This window comes from Dyadobacter sp. Leaf189 (genome assembly GCF_001424405.1).
GTDB lineage: Bacteria > Bacteroidota > Bacteroidia > Cytophagales > Spirosomataceae > Dyadobacter.
In genome coordinates this window covers 473,357-490,018 of record NZ_LMPS01000001.1, presented here as the reverse complement: position 1 = coordinate 490,018, position 16,662 = coordinate 473,357, and the positions used below count along the sequence as shown (strand labels likewise).

Sequence of the window (16,662 nt, the reverse complement as noted above, 5' to 3'; positions counted from 1 at the left end):
ATCACCAGGATTTAATGTATGAATTCGATAATATCATTATCGGGTCTGGAATGGGTGCGCTTTCTGCGGCGATTTGCCTGGTGCGTGAGGGGCAAACAGTGCTCATTCTGGAACAGCATAATGTGCTTGGTGGCTGGTGCCACAGTTTTCGGATCGGCGGACAGCGTTTTTCTCCCGGGGTCCATTACATAGGTCAGCTCGGCGAAGGTCAGTCAACCCGGATGTTGTACGAAGGTTTGGGAATTGCCAATGAGCTTACCTTCTTCGAAATGAACCCTGCTGCCTACGAACATTGCTGGATAGGCGAAGAGCGGGTTGATATCCCCGCAAATTTCGACGAGCTGCGTAAAGTGCTTTCCGAACAATTTCCAAAGGAAAAGAAAGGCATTGACGAATACCTGACAGCAGTTCAAAACGTCAGCAGCCAGCTGGACCTGATTTCAGAAATGAACGGATTTATGGATCACCTGACCATTCCCTGGCGCACACGGCATTTGGGAAAATACGGTTTGTTCAGTGTAAAACGTGTAATCGACTGGCATATCAAGGATCCGCTGCTCAAAAAGATACTAAACATTCAATGGGGTAACCACGGACTTCCCCCCGGCAAAGCCAGCTTCCCTTACCACGCCGCGGTAATGGCACATTATGCAAAAGGCGGCTTTTATCCGATGGGCGGCGGGGCAGCGATTGTGAAAGCAATGTCCAATGTGATCAAAAAACATGGCGGTCAATGCAGGACGGGACAAAAGGTGAAACGCATTTTGGTACAGGGTGAAAAAGTAAAGCAGGCGGTGGGTGTAGAGCTTGAAAATGGGGCAACTATGTATGCGAAAAGAATCATTTCCAATGCGGATCCGACTACAACTTATTCCCGTCTCGTAGGCGAAGAAAATCTCAGCAAGCCACTTTTAAATCAGCTTAAAAACACGAAATACTCCTGTACTTCACTGATCCTGTTTCTAACTGTCGATATGGATCTGCGTAAAGCCGGTCTGGATTCAGGGAATATCTGGCTGGTACCGGATGCAGAAAGTGAAGAAACTTACGGTCAGCATGCAGGTGCGGACATTGCTTCGGAAGCTGAATTCCCGGCATTGTTTATCAGTTCCAGCACCTTAAAAGACCCCACGAGTTTTGACGGAATCCACCATACGTTGGAGGTGATCACTCTTATCAACAATCAGGCTTTTAGTCAGTTTGAAGGCGAAACCGGGGCGCATTCCCAGGCATATCTGGACCTTAAAGAGCAGCTGAGCATGAAAATGATCAGAAGCCTTGAAAAGGCCTTGCCAGGAATAACTGAATGCATTGTTCAGAAAGAAATGGGCACGCCGCTGACCAACAAGCACTACATTGATTCGACGAAAGGCTGCGTATATGGTACCGAAAAAAGCTTCTGGCAAATAGGCGCTTTTGCTTTTAAAGCGCAGAGCGAAATTGAAAATCTATACCTGTGCGGCGCGAGCATTCTGGCCAATGGAGTCGCCGGCGCCAGTTATTCGGGTGTTCAAACTGCCGCCCGCATCCTGGGCAGTTCCCAGGCCGAGCTGTTGAAACCGGATCCAGCCCAGCAACTCCACGTGTACCCGGCGGAAGACCCGACGCACTATCCTGAATGGATCAAAACAAAAATAAATACGCGGAGGAAGTTGAAAGTAAAGGATACTGCGCGGCCGAATCCTGCCTGAATTATCTGCACCGGCCCGAATACTGCTTTTTTGTGGCATTCTTAACAGGTTTGCTTGTCATCAAGCTTATCACATTGTAAGTTTGCTTAGGATTGCGGCGCTTTCAAAAATGAAGTGCGCTTCCGTCGAACAGCCTGCTTTTCAATACAAAATTTGAAAGCGGGTAATTACAAATCAGAATCAAATCACATATTGCCAAAATGGGACCGCTGCAAATTAAAGAGATATTACAAGCTTCTCCGGAAAACCAATCCGTTACCCTCAAAGGCTGGGTACGGACAAAAAGGGAAAGTAAGAATGCAATATTCATCGCATTAAATGACGGTTCCACCATTCACAATATTCAGGCAGTTGCGCTACCAGGGCAATTTCCCGACGAGCTGATGCAAACCGTCACAACCGGCGCCTGCCTCAAAATCGAAGGCCAGCTTATCGAATCACAAGGCTCGGGCCAGACTGTGGAAGTGAAAGTAGAGGATATTCTCGTTTACGGTGCTGCCGATCCGGAGCTTTATCCATTACAACCGAAGAAACACTCGCTGGAATTTTTGCGTGAAATCGCGCATTTGCGTCCACGTACCAATACTTTCAGCGCCATTCTGCGCATTCGCCACGCGCTGGCCTTTGCTGTGCATCAATATTTTAACGATGGTGGCTTCTTTTACCTCCATACACCTGTGATCACCGCCTCTGATGCGGAAGGCGCAGGCGAAATGTTTCGGGTAACTACACTGGACCTCAACAAATTGCCCCGTACAGAAGAAGGAGCGATCAACTTCAAGGAAGATTTCTTTGGAAGAGAAGCTAACCTGACTGTTTCCGGGCAGCTGGAAGGCGAGCTGGGCGCAATGGCACTTTCCAAAATTTACACATTCGGACCTACCTTCCGTGCCGAAAACTCCAACACAACCCGCCACCTTGCGGAGTTCTGGATGATAGAGCCAGAAATGGCCTTTTATGAGCTGGAAGACAACATGAACGTCGCTGAGGATTTTGTAAAAAAAGTGATCAATTATGCATTGATCAACTGTAAGGACGATCTGAACTTTTTACAAAACAGGCTGGCAGAAGAAGAAAAGAGCAAGCCGCAAAACGAGCGTTCGCTGCCTTTGCTCGAAAAATTGAGCTTTGTGGTGGACAATCCGTTCGAGCGATTGACTTACACGGAGGCCATTGAGATTCTGTTGAAGTCGAAACCACATAAAGAGAAGAAATTCCAGTATCCTGTGGGCTGGGGCATCGATCTTTCCAGCGAGCACGAGCGGTATCTGGTAGAAAAACACTTTAAAAAACCGGTTATCCTCACCAACTATCCGAGAGAGATCAAATCCTTCTACATGAAGCTGGACGAAGACGGAAAGACCGTACGTGCAATGGATGTACTTTTCCCGGGAATCGGCGAGATCATTGGCGGAAGTCAGCGTGAAGAAAACTACGAAAAGCTGCTTGGCCGCGTGCATGAAGTGGGCATCGACCCTGAAAACCTCTGGTGGTACCTGGAAACACGCAAATTCGGTACAGCGCCGCATTCCGGTTTCGGCTTAGGCTTTGAACGTTTAGTACAGTTCGTTACAGGAATGGGCAACATCCGCGACGTAATACCTTTCCCAAGATACCCAAAAAGCGCAGAGTTTTAAGTGCATATATTTTTCCAGAAAACCTCCTCTCCGGGAAACAGGTATGTTTCGGAGAGGAGGTTTTTTTTAAGATTTCACCCCACCCTTATCCATATTGATCGTTTTCAGGCACCGGCTGAAAGTGGCGGCGGTGGTACCCAGGTAAGTGGCAATGTAATGGTCAGGAATGCGGCGCAGCAGGGAAGATGGCTGGCTGATATAGTGCGCGATCCGTTGTTCTACGGACAAATATTTGAAAACCTTGACGCGATCAGTGAAATTAATGAGGTGCTGTTCCAGGAGCTGCACTGCCAGTCCCGCCATGTAAACGTCTTCCTGCACCAGTTTCCGGTAAGCTTCGTAAGAAAGGGAGTAGCCTGTCGTATCTTCCAGCGTCTCCAGAACATCATTGGAGGCTTTTTGCAAAAGAAAGCTTTCAGCAATGCAAACAATGTCGCCGTCTGAAACAAGCAGCGACGTAATGTCCTCCGAGCCCCGCAGATAGTAGGTCCGCATTGCGCCTTTTTCAATGAAATAAAGGCATTTACTAACCTGTCCCATATCCACCAACACCCTGCCCTTCGGGATCATAAACCGCGTGAGGTTCTCCTGAAAACGTTCTTTAACCTGCTCCGACAGGATGAACCTGGAAGCGTCAAGGATTCTTTGAAGCGGCTTAATGTCTTCGGAGGGTTTCATAAATTCAATTAGGGGCTTACGATTTCTCAAAACTTTCAATGGGTGACAAAATCTTGTCGGAGCGCAAGACAAATCCGTGTTGCAGAACAACTCAGATCCGTGTCGCAGGACAAGATATAAACTTCTGCCATGTCACTTACTTTGTGCTGTGCAAAAACACACAATCCAGCCTGCCTCACCTAACCTATATTGCCATGCAAAAGCTCAATTCTACCATTCTCTCCTTTGCAGTTGTCGCATTGTTGCTCGCCGCGGGTACGCCGGCACATGCACAGCGGCCTTCCCAGCACGAAGTCCAGCTTAGTTACGGACCTCTGGCCAGGGAGCGGCTGCTGGATGATGCGCTCATCATCTTTCTAGGGTCTGTGTTCAGCGAGCCGCTGCCGCAGATGGACTTTTCAAGCTCATTTGCTATTACTTACCGGTACCAGGTAACCCGCCGCTTTGCCATTGGCGTAACATCCGCAACAAGCAATGGTACCTCCTATAAAGCGGATTACTACGACTATCAACGGGCGTATAAGCACACCAACCTGATCATGGCATTTGAACCCAAAATCACCTACGCCGACACGCCAGATGTTACCTTGTATGCTGCCGCAGGCATAGGCGGGCTCTTTGTCCGGCTCAAAGACCAGCGGCTTGCGACTGACGCTAAACTGTATGCAGTGCCCACTTTCCAGGTTACGCCATTTGGAATCAGGGTCGGGAAAAAGGTTGGTGGCTTTGCTGAGATTGGCTACGGCTACAAAGGCCTTGTCAGTTTTGGGATCAACACGCGCTTCTAGCCAGACTTGCCATTCGTTTTCACCGCCACATTTGGTAATTACAAGACTATCCATTTATCTTTGTCACTAAGATATTTAGTTGATGAGATAATATGAACAAGGACGAACTCAGGCGGATAAGAAAGCTTAGCCAGCAATATGCATTTACCTCCATTCAGCTGCACGAAGCGGTGGCCAGGAAAGCAGGACTCCCGGGTACGGATCATAAGTACCTGGGTTTTCTGATGGAAAAGGGCCAGATGACGGCGGGTGAACTATCGGCGCTTACAGGTCTTACGACCGGCGCTGTGACCGGGCTGGTGGATAGATTTGAAAAGAAAAATCTAGTCAAAAGACGTTTTGCGGCGGACGACAGGCGGAAAGTGATTATAGAGCCGCACACCGAAAACATTATGAAGCTCCTGGTACCGCTTTACGAGGATTTCCGGAGCAAAACAGAAAATCTGATCGCTTCATTTTCAGAGGAGGAAAGCAAAGTCATTGAAGCCTATTTTTCAAAAGCCATTGAAATCATGAACGAGGCCACGAATGCGCTGACTTCCGACACAGACACAACCAGCGGGACTTCCAGCCGGACTGCCAGCCGGGCTTCCAGCGGAGAGAAAAAGTAGTTGTCAAACCTCTAACATTGGATAAGATGGGAAAGTACATACTGGGTTTGGATCAAATTGACAAAACTACAACTGACCTGGCAGGAGGAAAGGGCGCAGGCCTGGGCGAACTCACGCGAATAGGCGGAATTAAGGTACTAACAGGCTTTTGTGTTTCAACAGAAGCTTACAATACGATTATTAAAGAAATACCTGAAATAACTGACTTGCTGACTCAGCTTTCGACATTAAAAGCAGAGCAAAGGGAGCAAATAAGTGCATTAGCCAGCGAAATCCGGCGTGTGATTGAAGAGGTTTCTATCCCAAAGAGCATTGAAAATGAAGTAAGCCGGTACCTTTCCGCTTTTGGCGCAGAAAGTGCCTTCGCGGTTCGTTCCAGTGCAACCGCGGAGGATTTACCAACAGCATCCTTCGCAGGGCAGCAGGATACTTACCTGAATGTGGTTGGTGAAAAGGCAATTCTAAAACATATCAGCAAATGCTGGGCTTCGCTTTTTACCGATCGCGCGATCACCTATCGCATTCAAAACCGCTTTGATCATCGGAAAGTAAGTCTGGCCGTAATTGTCCAGAAAATGATCTTTCCGGAAGCAGCCGGCATTCTGTTCACTGCCGATCCGGTTACGGGCAACAGGAAGACGCCCTGCATTGACGCAAGTTTTGGATTGGGCGAGGCAGTAGTGTCCGGACTGGTGAATGCAGACCATTACAAAGTATGCAAGAACGGGCGCATTGAAAAGAAGGTATCTTCCAAAAAGCTGGCTGTTTACCCTGCCGAGCAAGGTGGTACCATGCAAATAGAGATTACGCCCAAACGTCAGGATCAGCTGGTGCTTACCGATTCGCAGATCCTGGAACTTGCAACCCTGGGAAAACAAATTGAGGCTCATTTCGCTGGTACCACAGAAGATGCGCCGCAGGATATTGAATGGTGCCTTGCCGGCGGCACGTTTTACATTGTCCAGAGCAGACCGATCACTACCCTCTTCCCGGTTCCCGAGTGGAATGCGCAGGATGAAAAAACGCGCGCCTACGTGTCTGTCGGTCATGGACAGATGATGACCGATGCAATGCGACCGCTGGGATTATCTTTCTTTCTTCACGTAACCCCGGCACGAATGCGGACTGCCGGCGGCCGGTTGTTTGTGGACGTAACGCCACTGCTGGCCTTGCCCTCCAGGAGGGAAACGCTCCTGGATACCATGGGAAAATCGGACCCGCTTATTAAAGATGCGCTGCTGACTGTCATCGAAAGGGGCGATATAGAGACCATACCGGAAGAAAATGCGAACGAAAACGGCAAGACGCCGCCTGCGAAGTCACCCGCGCCCGAAGAAAATGAGCTTGCTGCCTCCATTGTACCTGAATTGATCAGCCGTAGTGAAAGGTCGGTGCAGGAGCTGGAAGAACGCTTTCAGGAAAAATCAGGTGCTGACTTGATCCGGTTTATCCTCGATGATATTGTCGAATTGAAGAAGATACTGTTTGATCCGCAGAGTCACCGCGCGATTATGGCGGGTATGAATGCGGCTGAGTGGATCAATGAGAAAATGTACGATTGGCTGGGTGAGAAGAGCGCAGCGGACACACTTTCACTGTCTGTCCCCAACAACGTCACGTCTGAAATGGGGCTCGCGCTTTTGGATGTTGCGGATGCAGTGCGCCCTTTTCCCGAAGTGATTGCGTACCTGGAAAGTGTGCGCGACGAAAACTGGCCGGACACACTCATTGCATTAAATGGCGGGCAACAAGCCTGGAATGCGATCGATGCATTTCTCAAAAACTATGGAATGCGCTGCCCCGGAGAAATTGACATCACAAGAACCCGCTGGCTCGAACAACCCGCTTTAATAATCCCGCTTATCCTGAGTCACGTCAAAAACTTCGGACCTGGTGCGGGCGGGGACAAGTTTGAGCGTGGATTGCAGGAAGCTTTAAAGAAGGAAGAGGATTTACTATCCCGGCTGAGCCAATTACCCGGAGGAGAAGCGAAAGCAATGGAGGCAAAACGGATGATAGACCAGCTTCGCAATTTTGCAGGCTATCGGGAATACCCAAAATATGGAATGATCAGCCGTTATTTCGTATACAGGAAAGCGTTACTCAGAGAGGCCGAAGCATTTTTAAAAGCAGGTATAATTCGCGATAAAGAAGATATCTACTACTTCTCGATTGAAGAGCTGGCTGAGGTTTTTGAAACGCAAAAAGCAGATCAGCAGCTTATTGAGAATAGAAAGGAGGATTTCAGGAACTTTGAAAAACTTAATCCACCCCGTGTCATTACCTCCGAGGGCGAGATGATTTCAGGCGCATATCAATCAAAAAACCTGCCGGCAGGCGCTATTGCGGGACTGGGGGTTTGTTCCGGCACGATTGAAGGACGCGCGCGGGTTATCCTGAACATGAAAGACGCAGACCTGGAAGAGGGAGATATACTGGTTACCACTTTTACCGATCCCAGCTGGACACCGCTGTTTGTATCTGTTAAAGGTCTTATCACCGAAGTCGGCGGGATGATGACACACGGCGCAGTGATCGCCCGTGAATACGGATTACCGGCGGTAGTTGGTGTTGAAAATGCGACCAGGGTACTCAAAGACGGCCAGCGGATCCGCGTGAATGGAACAGAAGGTTATGTGGAAATTTTGTAGGTTACCGCAAAAACACCAACAACTATCCTATACCCTATGATCAGGTACAACCTACTCTTCCTTATTCTCCTCTGCCGGTTTGTAACACAGGCGCAGAACAAAGCCCCGCTCGAAAATGTGGTAATCACCTCAGAGAAAGGCAAAACGCTGGTTTCCGTAAGTGAAAATGGAGACCTCCATGTAAATGTTGCTCCAAAAGATGTGGCTAAATTCAAGGCTGCGCGCCTGGTGCATTACAGCGACTTGGGTGCCCTGGGCGATGGCAAAACTGACGATATCAATGCCATTGCAGCCACCCACGCATTTGCCAACCTGCACGGACTTGCCGTGAAAGCCGACGATGCAGCTACCTACTACATTGGCGGGAAAGCACGCACAGCAGTGATCCGGACGGATACTGACTTTGGAAAAGCCGCTTTTATCATTGATGATACGGATGTTGAAAACCGCAATGCTGCTGTGTTTACAGTAAGTTCAGGCCTGAAACCTTTCAAGCTGGAAGGGGTATCATCACTCAAAAGAAACCAGGAGAAAATCAATGCGACATTGCCGGCGTCTTGCCTGGTTACTGTCACAAATGCAAACGTAAAGCAGTATATCCGGTTTGGATTGAATCAGAACAATGGTTCTTCGCAGACTGACATTTTTGTGGTTGATAAAAACGGCAAGGTAGATATGAATGCGCCCATTATCTGGGATTTTGATGAGATCACTGAGATAACTGCACTGCCGATAGACGAAAAGCCGCTGAGCATCAAAGGCGGGCGCTTTACTACAATAGCCAACAAAGCCGAATCAAAATACACTTACTACAACCGGAACATCGCAATTCGTCGCTCAAATGTAACCCTCGAAGGATTGGAACACCGCATTACCGGCGAAGGTGAGCAGGGAGCGCCTTACGGAGGGTTTATCAACATCGGTGAATGCGCCTACGTGACCGTCAGGAACACGGTACTGACCGGGCACAAAACTTACAGCACCATCGGCGCGGCGGGCAAGCCGGTTACAATGGGCACCTACGACCTGTCGGCAAACCGCGCATTGAATGTATCTTTTATCAACTGTACCCAGACGAACGACATCAATGACAATACATACTGGGGTATTCTGGGTTCGAATTTTTGCAAAAACCTGCTCTATGACCATTGTACCCTCTCCCGCTTCGACGCGCACCAGGGAGTGGCCAACGCGACCATCCGCAATTCGACGCTCGGACATATGGGTATCAATGCGATCGGCAGCGGGTTGTTACTGATTGAAAATTCAACGATCCGCGGCAGGAGCATCGTCAATCTGCGCTCCGATTACGGGAGTACCTGGCAGGGAGAAGTAATCATTCGTGACTGCGTATTCGTGCCTGCCAATGGGAAGCCGGTGAATGCGGCACTGATCAGCGGCTCCAACTCCGGTCAGCACGACTTTGGTTATACCTGCTACATGCCGGAAAAGATTACGGTTCAAAACCTTCGGATCGATGATTCGCAGCATCCTGAAAATTACCAGGGACCTGCGATTTTTACCAACTTCAATCCGGCCATGAAAGACGATTCTTACCAGGAAAAGTATCCTTATGTAAAAACGAGGGAGGTTGTGCTTCAGAATGTCACTACGACCAGCGGCAAACCTGTGCGGGTAAGTGATAATGACTTTATGTTTCGGAACGTGAAGGTGCGCACTGGTCAGTAGCTACGCAATACATTTAACTTATAGCCTTCAAAATCAACTGATCACTGGCATGTTCCGTAACTACTTCAAGATAGCCTGGCGAAATCTGACCGGGAATAAGACCTACTCGGCAATCAACATTGGCGGACTTGCGGTAGGAATGGCGGTAGCGATGCTGATCGGGCTGTGGATTTATGATGAGCTTTCTTTTAACAAAACACATCAGCACTACTCCCGCATTGCGCGGGTAATGCAGCAGCAAACCCTCGACGGAGAGGTAAATACCGGCAATAATGTACCCGCGCCGTTGTTCAAGGAACTGCAAACGAGCTACGGCGCAGCTTTTGACCGTGTGGTAATTACCTCCTGGCTGCAAAGGCACGTACTGACTTACAACGGCGCAAGTTTTACGCAACCCGGCAATTTTATGTCCACAGGCGCCGCCGAAATGCTCTCCCTGAAAATGGTCAGCGGCAGTACTGCCGGGCTCAAAGATCCTGCGACGATACTGCTTTCAGCGTCGACCGCCAAAGCCATTTTCGGAGACGCTGACCCAGTGGATAAAACGTTGAAACTGAACAAAGATCTGGATGTGAGAGTAGCTGGAGATACTGCTGCATCCTATGAGCCGCTGGCACCTCTATTCTGAATGGGAGAATGGACGCAATGCGGGCGGGCGCATTCAGTTTGTCTGGCTTTTTGGCATTATCGGTGTATTTGTGCTGCTGCTTGCCTGCATTAACTTCATGAACCTGAGTACCGCACGGTCCGAAAAACGCGCCAAAGAGGTGGGTATCAGGAAGGCGATCGGCTCGGTGCGCCTGCAACTGGTCGGTCAGTTTTTCAGTGAATCTTTCCTGGTTGTCGGCCTGGCTTTTTTCCTTTCGCTGGTGCTTGCCTGGCTTGCTCTTCCGACATTCAATGAGATTGCCGATAAACAAATGCAAATGCCCTGGCGAGATCCGCTTTTTCTGGTTAGCGGCCTGTTTTTCGCACTTTTCACCGGTATTATAGCGGGCAGTTACCCGGCATTTTACTTATCTTCATTTCAGCCCATTAAAGCATTAAAAGGTAAATGGACGCCGCTGGGCTTGCGTGCTACATTGCCCCGGAAGATACTGGTAGTGCTGCAGTTCACCGTTTCGATCACGCTGATCATTGGTACTGTGATTGTGTATAAACAAGTCCTTCACGCCAAAAGCCGGCCGATTGGCTATAACAGGCAGGGGCTTGTAACCATGCTGGTCAATACCCCCGACATTCACATGCATTTCGATGCAGTTCTGGATGATCTTGTCAAAACAGGAAGCGTGACCGCAATGGCTGAATCGGCAGGACCGCCTACCGAGGTTTTTTCGGCCAATGTAGGTTTCAACTGGAAAGGGAAAGATCCCGGGCTGCAATCTGAATTTGCGACAATCGGTATCTCACACGATTTTGGAAAAACAGTCGGCTGGGATTTTATTGCCGGGCGGGATTTTACCAAAACCCTGGCCAGTGACTCGGCGGGATTTGTTGTAAATGAAGCCGCTGTGAAGTTCATGGGACTGGCAAAGCAAGACTTGGATGATGCGATCGGAGAAACCGTTACCTGGGACGGGCGGTCTTTTAAAATCATCGGGGTGATCAGGGATATGATCATGGAATCGCCTTACGATCCTGTCAAGAAGTCAATCTTTTTCATTCCTCCGAGAGGCGGCCGGTTTATTACTGCCCGGCTCAATCCCGGCACGAATTCAAGTTCCGCATTGAAAAACATTGAGGCGGTTTTCAAAAAACATGCGCCTGACTCTCCGTTCAGCTACCAGTTTGTGGACCAGGAATATGCATTAAAGTTTGCTGCCGAGGAAAGGATCAGTAAGCTGGCGGCAGTATTTACTATACTGGCCATTTTCATCAGCTGCCTCGGACTTTTTGGAATGGCATCTTTCATGGCAGAGCAGCGCACAAAGGAAATCGGGATCAGAAAAGTGCTCGGAGCTTCCGTCACAAACCTCTGGCGGCTGCTTTCCGTAGATTTCGTCATGCTGGTAGCCGTCTCCTGTCTGCTGGCGATACCCATTGCCTGGTATACCATGGATCAGTGGCTAGAAAAGTACACTTACCACACCCGCATATCCTGGTGGATTTTCGCAGCAGCGGGCATTGGTACACTTGTTATCGCACTGGTAACAGTAAGCTACCAGGCGATAAGGGCAGCTTTGCTTGATCCGGTGAAAAGCTTGCGGGGAGATTAGCGCAGGCTCACTTTCCTTCCGTTACCTGCCGGATCACGCGCAGCCAGTTCAGGCCCAGGATCTTTTTAATCCGCTGATCCGTGTAACCCAGCTTTTGCATTGCGATGGTAATCTGTGGAAAATCGCTGATGTCTTTGATCTCGCGAGGCAGTTCAGGCCCGCCGTCAAGGTCAGATCCCAGCGCGATATGGTCCTCTCCTACCAGCTTCACGCCGTAGTCAATCACCTTTGCAAGCTGGTCCACATGCATCCAGTATTCATCCGGTATGGTTCCATTGAAAGTAAACGGGAGCTCGCGTGCAAACTCTTTGTCCACATCCTCAATGGTCTGCGTGGTAACCTGGGAGGCAAGTATCCTGGGTGTTTTAGGCTGCGGATCAGGCTGCACTCTGACCGGATTATTAGGTTTTTGCCACGCCCAGTATTTGGGATTGTTAAACAAGCTGCCGAAATGGACACCGATCACGCCGCCTTTTGAAGCAATTGCCTTAGCTGCTTCATCGGAGATACAGCGCGGGTGATCCACGATTTTGTGAAAGCCGCCGTGACTGTAAATGACAGGATGCCGACTCGCAGCAACCGATTGCAGAATGGCGTTATTGGAAGCGTGGGCCACATTGATCACCATTCCAAGGTCATTCATTTCTTTGATTACCGCTTTCCCGTGCGCATTGATGCCGCCCCAGGTATACACATCGTTACAGGCATCGATAAACGCATTGGTAGTACTGTGTGCCGTCAGCTGCATGGAGCGCAGTCCAAGTTTGTAAAGCGCCCGCAGCAGGTCGAGATCGCCGTGCAGGTCGTAGCCTCCTTCCAGATCAAGGAAGGCTGCCATTTTTCCTTTTTTGTTGATACGTTCAATGTCGGAAGCGGTAAGTGCCAGCTCAATTACCGCATTGTTCTTTTTGATTTGTTCCAATGCAAGATTTACAACACGGAAGGTATTCTTCATCTCGAACCTTCCCGGGTAATAGTTTTCAGGAGTATAAACCGAAAAGAACATCGCGTCCAATCCACCTTCCTTCGCCCTCGGCAGATCGACGGTACCATCGGGATAACGCTGCCCGATATCCGTCTTGAATATCAGCTCGCGACTCATCACATGCGTATGTCCATCCATAACGAATGCATTGCGATGCAGGTCCGGCATTGGTTTGTCTTCAATACCAGGAGCAGCAGAAAAGGATTGTTTTTCAAAAGCAGCACCTGCTACTGGTAAAAGGGTCAGGGATTTTATAACGTCTCTGCGTTTCATATACAAACATTAATTTTTGCGAAAGTAGCTTACAAACTCCCCTATTCATCGAATCCGCGCACGTAGGGCATTTTGGGCGGGCGTTCGCCTTTGCTGAATTGAGGCCCGCGTGTGGAGCGGTATTTCATGTTCATGAATGGCGTTTCAATGCGGCGGCCAACTGGTGAGTAGCGACCATTTTCCCAATTCGATTCCATATTGAAGGCAGTGATTCCGGTGGATAACAGCAGCCTTTCTGCATTGAATGGCTCCTGCTTTGTTACCATCATTTCGGTAATCCAATGGGGCTGAGAGTTGGAGGCGTGGTATTGGTCAAACGGTCCCGGCCAGCCCAGCATGGAGATCACTACCTGATCCTTTTGTCCATTGATTTCTCCGGCAAATGTCCAGCCTACATCCCGTGCATTGTAAACCGCTGCTTTTGTACCGTCATTATATTCCACAATGCAAACATTCGGCTTTTCAATCTCCTGAAAATGTCCTGCTTTCAAGCCGAAACTGACGCGTACCGCTTCAAGCAACTTCCCGGCCCAGGGATTTTGTCCTGTCCACTTCCAGGTTTCCTGTCCGCGGATGCATTGTACCGACTTAACACCCGTTTCGCCGCCTTTCCGGCGTTCCACAAAAGCCTGCAGCACGTCAACGGAATGAAATAGTGCCCCTTCGTCCAGTGTGCCGCCAAGTACAATTGAATGTTTCAATGGTGTATCGACGGCAAGTTCTATCTCAGGCTTTCGGAAGTAGGTTGGAATGGAAGAACCGCCCGTCAACGGAAAATTCAGCTCGCGCGATTTGTCGAACATCCATTTGGCTTCATCCCAGCTGTAAGAAAGGTGTTTATCATTAAAAATCGGCACTGCACGCTTGCTCTGCTCAAATACCCGGATTACTTTTTCGTAAATCCACCAGCGCGGCAAGAGCCACTGCCCTTTCAGATTCGTCGGATACTCTCCATGTTCTCCAACAATCACGACCCCGTCTACGGCTAGCTCCTTCCCTCCCAGCGTAACCGCCTCTCCCGCCGTTTTGAAGATTGGGATGTTTTTCGATTTACAAATCTTCTGCGCCAGCAAACTTGTATCAAACTGATGAATGTAAACCGAAACAACCTCTACCCGCGAAGGCGTATGGGCTCCCTCCCACCAGTAACCGTCCAAAAGCTTCGTGATAATCCAGTCCGCATGCGATCTCGTAGCACCCCAGTAAGTGACCAGACAAGCGATACGCGGTTTTGCCGAAGCACTTTGCGGCGCAGCTGCTGCGTTGCCGGTTAAAGCGGCAAGCCCGGCCAGACCAGTTACACCGAGCATTTCACGCCGCGTCAGTGTTAGCTTATTTTCTGTTTTCATCATGATGGTTAAGGTTCTGTGATTTAGGAATGGAGGATGCTGGAAAATACATAGAATCACAGATATCTTCTTGCCTTTTTGCAGCTCTGACGTATTTAAACCGCATTTTGTTGAAAGTAAATCGAATGTGAGGGATCACTTGACAGTAACCTTCCTGATTTCTTATTTTTGCATTGCGCTACTCAACCTATCTCCGCGTAGCACAATGCAGGAGGACGACCTCCCCCGTAGTGGGAACCGAATCGGGACGGCCCGGCCTAAAAAGGTCTTGTTATGTCCTGGATTTATTTGGTTACCGCCGGCCTCCTTGAGGTTGTCTGGGCCTACTTTATGAAGCAGTCGGAAGGTTTCACCCGGCTTGTCCCAACTTCCATTACCATTGTTGCGATGATCGCAAGCTTTTCCCTGCTTGCTTTGGCAATGCGGACTTTACCGCTCAGCACCGCCTATACGGTTTGGACGGGTATCGGTGCGGTCGGCGCTTTTTTGATCGGCACTTTTATCCTCGGCGAGCCAGCAAATGCCATGCGGATCGCCGCCGCCCTGCTTATCACGGCAGGACTGGTACTTATGAAACTTTCGTGAACATGAAACAAACGCAACAAATGGCTCAGGTAACCATAGTGAAAACCGGCGCTGACGATCTGGCGACAGTTCAGCAAATCAGCCGCGAAACCTTTTTTGAAACATTTGCAGAGGCTAATACCGAGGCAGATATGAACAAATACCTCACTGAAAATTTCAGTGAGGCAAAAATGACCGCAGAGCTCAACCATCCCGATTCGCAGTTTTACATTGCCTGGCTCGGTGAAAATCCTGTAGGTTATATGAAGTTGAATGCAGGACAGGCACAAACGGAACTGCAGGATCCCACGTCCCTGGAGATTGAACGCATTTACGTAAAAAGCGCCTTTCACGGGAAAAAAGTAGGTCAGCTATTGTACGACAAAGCACTCAAAGTCGCCCGGGCGACACAGAAGTCCTATCTCTGGCTGGGCGTCTGGGAAGAAAATCTGAAAGCGATCCGGTTTTATGAAAAGAATGGTTTCGTGGCTTTTGATAAACACATTTTCAAATTCGGCGAGGACGAGCAGACTGACATCATGATGAAAAAGCAGCTATCAGCTGCGGATCATTTGCCTGATTCCTTCCGCATAGCTGACGGGCTTATATGAGAACCTTTTCTCGAATTTGCTGCTGTCGAAAACGTAGTCACGGTCATATTGATAGGCCATTTCTTTCAGTTCTCTCAAGATCGGCACAAAAAGCCCGAGCAGCTGCATCATCCATCCCGTAAAAATGTAATAGCGTGGCTGCACATTCATTTCCGTGGCGATCATTTCAATGAATTGCTTTCCGGTCAGCCGCTCCGCCGATGTGGGCAGGTGCCAAACTTCCCCGTAAGCGTCGGGTGTATTACCTAGTAGTGCGAGGGATTTGCCAATGTCAGGCACGTACGTGAATGAATGCACTTTCGACGCGTCTATTTGCCAAAATGCTTTTTTGCCTTTCTTGAACTCATCATTTACTGAAATGCTGAGCGGACTGTTTTTAACATCAGGTCCGTAAAAATCAGCACTTCGGGCTATGAGCATCTGCAATCCCTGTGATTGGGCATCGAGCAGCATATCCTGCACAGCCGCCCGCACCTTCCCTTTTTCACTCGGCGGATTGACACGGGAACGCTCCGTCATGTGCGGAATTTCGTCTGCCGCATACATATATACATTGTCCAGAAATACCAGGCGCGCCTTTGCCTTTGTACATGCATTGATCACATTGCGCATCAAAATGGGCCAGTCACGTCTCCAGACGCGGATGTTATATTCCAAACCTGCTGTAAGATAAACCACCTCAGAGCCTGCCACTGCGGCTTCAACTTCCGATGCTTTCAACAGATCAGCCGGGAAAAGCTCGTCGCCGGCATTGACCCGCGCGGGTTTACGGGATACCAGCCGGATATGGTCCGTGTAGTTTTTCAGTTCTTTGGCCAGTACAATGCCGGTTGCACCACCAGCGCCTAGTATCGTTTGCATGATTGCTTTTTTTGATACAAATGTATCGCTGTGAGCCAGATCCAAATGTTGATCTGTG

General features: G+C 49.2%; 14 protein-coding genes. 10 read left to right on the top strand and 4 right to left on the bottom strand.

Translation table 11 applies throughout. The features are described 5' to 3' along the window. The first annotated feature begins 14 nt into the window (after nt 1-14). Together ASG33_RS02195 and asnS are read left to right on the top strand one after the other, a co-directional pair. A complete protein-coding gene (locus tag ASG33_RS02195) occupies nt 15-1,691 on the top strand; it encodes an NAD(P)/FAD-dependent oxidoreductase (protein WP_056279806.1) in 1,677 nt (558 codons plus the stop codon). A gap of 200 nt (nt 1,692-1,891) precedes the next feature. Next, nucleotides 1,892-3,328, top strand: a complete 1,437-nt coding sequence (gene asnS / locus ASG33_RS02190) for an asparagine--tRNA ligase (protein WP_056279803.1) — start codon at nt 1,892-1,894, stop codon at nt 3,326-3,328. Nucleotides 3,329-3,394: 66 nt separating this feature from the next. On the opposite strand, the gene ASG33_RS02185 is transcribed toward asnS, so the two are convergent. Beyond that, nucleotides 3,395-4,006, bottom strand: a complete 612-nt coding sequence (locus ASG33_RS02185; RefSeq protein WP_056279801.1) for a Crp/Fnr family transcriptional regulator — start codon at nt 4,004-4,006, stop codon at nt 3,395-3,397. Between the two features lie 194 nt (nt 4,007-4,200). On the opposite strand from ASG33_RS02185, the gene ASG33_RS02180 reads away from it, so the two are divergent. From ASG33_RS02180 to ASG33_RS02160, 6 genes are all read left to right on the top strand, one after another. After that, on the top strand, nt 4,201-4,794 hold the full coding sequence (locus ASG33_RS02180) for a hypothetical protein (RefSeq protein WP_056279799.1): 594 nt from the start codon (nt 4,201-4,203) through the stop codon (nt 4,792-4,794). A gap of 92 nt (nt 4,795-4,886) precedes the next feature. Beyond that, nucleotides 4,887-5,405: a MarR family winged helix-turn-helix transcriptional regulator gene (locus ASG33_RS02175; RefSeq protein WP_082489064.1), complete on the top strand. Its 519-nt coding sequence runs from the start codon at nt 4,887-4,889 to the stop codon at nt 5,403-5,405. 26 nt (nt 5,406-5,431) lie between these two features. Then, nucleotides 5,432-8,056: a phosphoenolpyruvate synthase gene (gene ppsA, locus ASG33_RS02170; protein ID WP_056279797.1), complete on the top strand. Its 2,625-nt coding sequence runs from the start codon at nt 5,432-5,434 to the stop codon at nt 8,054-8,056. Between the two features lie 36 nt (nt 8,057-8,092). After that, entirely contained in the window at nt 8,093-9,745 is a 1,653-nt protein-coding gene (locus tag ASG33_RS02165; RefSeq protein WP_056279795.1) for a hypothetical protein, read from the top strand. Between the two features lie 49 nt (nt 9,746-9,794). Beyond that, complete coding sequence (locus ASG33_RS26190; RefSeq protein WP_310589165.1) at nt 9,795-10,373, top strand: ABC transporter permease; 579 nt, start codon at nt 9,795-9,797, stop codon at nt 10,371-10,373. After that, entirely contained in the window at nt 10,348-11,961 is a 1,614-nt protein-coding gene (locus ASG33_RS02160) for an FtsX-like permease family protein (RefSeq protein ID WP_310589164.1), read from the top strand. The genes ASG33_RS26190 and ASG33_RS02160 overlap by 26 nt, the downstream gene beginning before the upstream one ends. A gap of 7 nt (nt 11,962-11,968) precedes the next feature. Here the strand turns inward: ASG33_RS02160 and ASG33_RS02155 are convergent, their stop codons facing one another. Together ASG33_RS02155 and ASG33_RS02150 are read right to left on the bottom strand one after the other, a co-directional pair. Next, entirely contained in the window at nt 11,969-13,219 is a 1,251-nt protein-coding gene (locus ASG33_RS02155; RefSeq protein ID WP_056279793.1) for a dipeptidase, read from the bottom strand. Nucleotides 13,220-13,260: 41 nt separating this feature from the next. Next, the gene (locus tag ASG33_RS02150; RefSeq protein WP_056279791.1) at nt 13,261-14,571 is read right to left on the bottom strand and encodes a hypothetical protein; all 1,311 of its coding nucleotides are present in this window, start codon (nt 14,569-14,571) and stop codon (nt 13,261-13,263) included. 270 nt (nt 14,572-14,841) lie between these two features. On the opposite strand from ASG33_RS02150, the gene ASG33_RS02145 reads away from it, so the two are divergent. Then, complete coding sequence (locus tag ASG33_RS02145) at nt 14,842-15,153, top strand: multidrug efflux SMR transporter (RefSeq protein ID WP_056279789.1); 312 nt, start codon at nt 14,842-14,844, stop codon at nt 15,151-15,153. Nucleotides 15,154-15,155: 2 nt separating this feature from the next. After that, nucleotides 15,156-15,743: a GNAT family N-acetyltransferase gene (locus tag ASG33_RS02140; protein ID WP_157474528.1), complete on the top strand. Its 588-nt coding sequence runs from the start codon at nt 15,156-15,158 to the stop codon at nt 15,741-15,743. Here ASG33_RS02140 and ASG33_RS02135 read toward each other — a convergent pair. Further along, a complete protein-coding gene (locus ASG33_RS02135; RefSeq protein WP_056283159.1) occupies nt 15,690-16,604 on the bottom strand; it encodes an NAD-dependent epimerase/dehydratase family protein in 915 nt (304 codons plus the stop codon). The two genes, ASG33_RS02140 and ASG33_RS02135, sit on opposite strands and share 54 nt — an antisense overlap. Nucleotides 16,605-16,662: the final 58 nt, after the last annotated feature.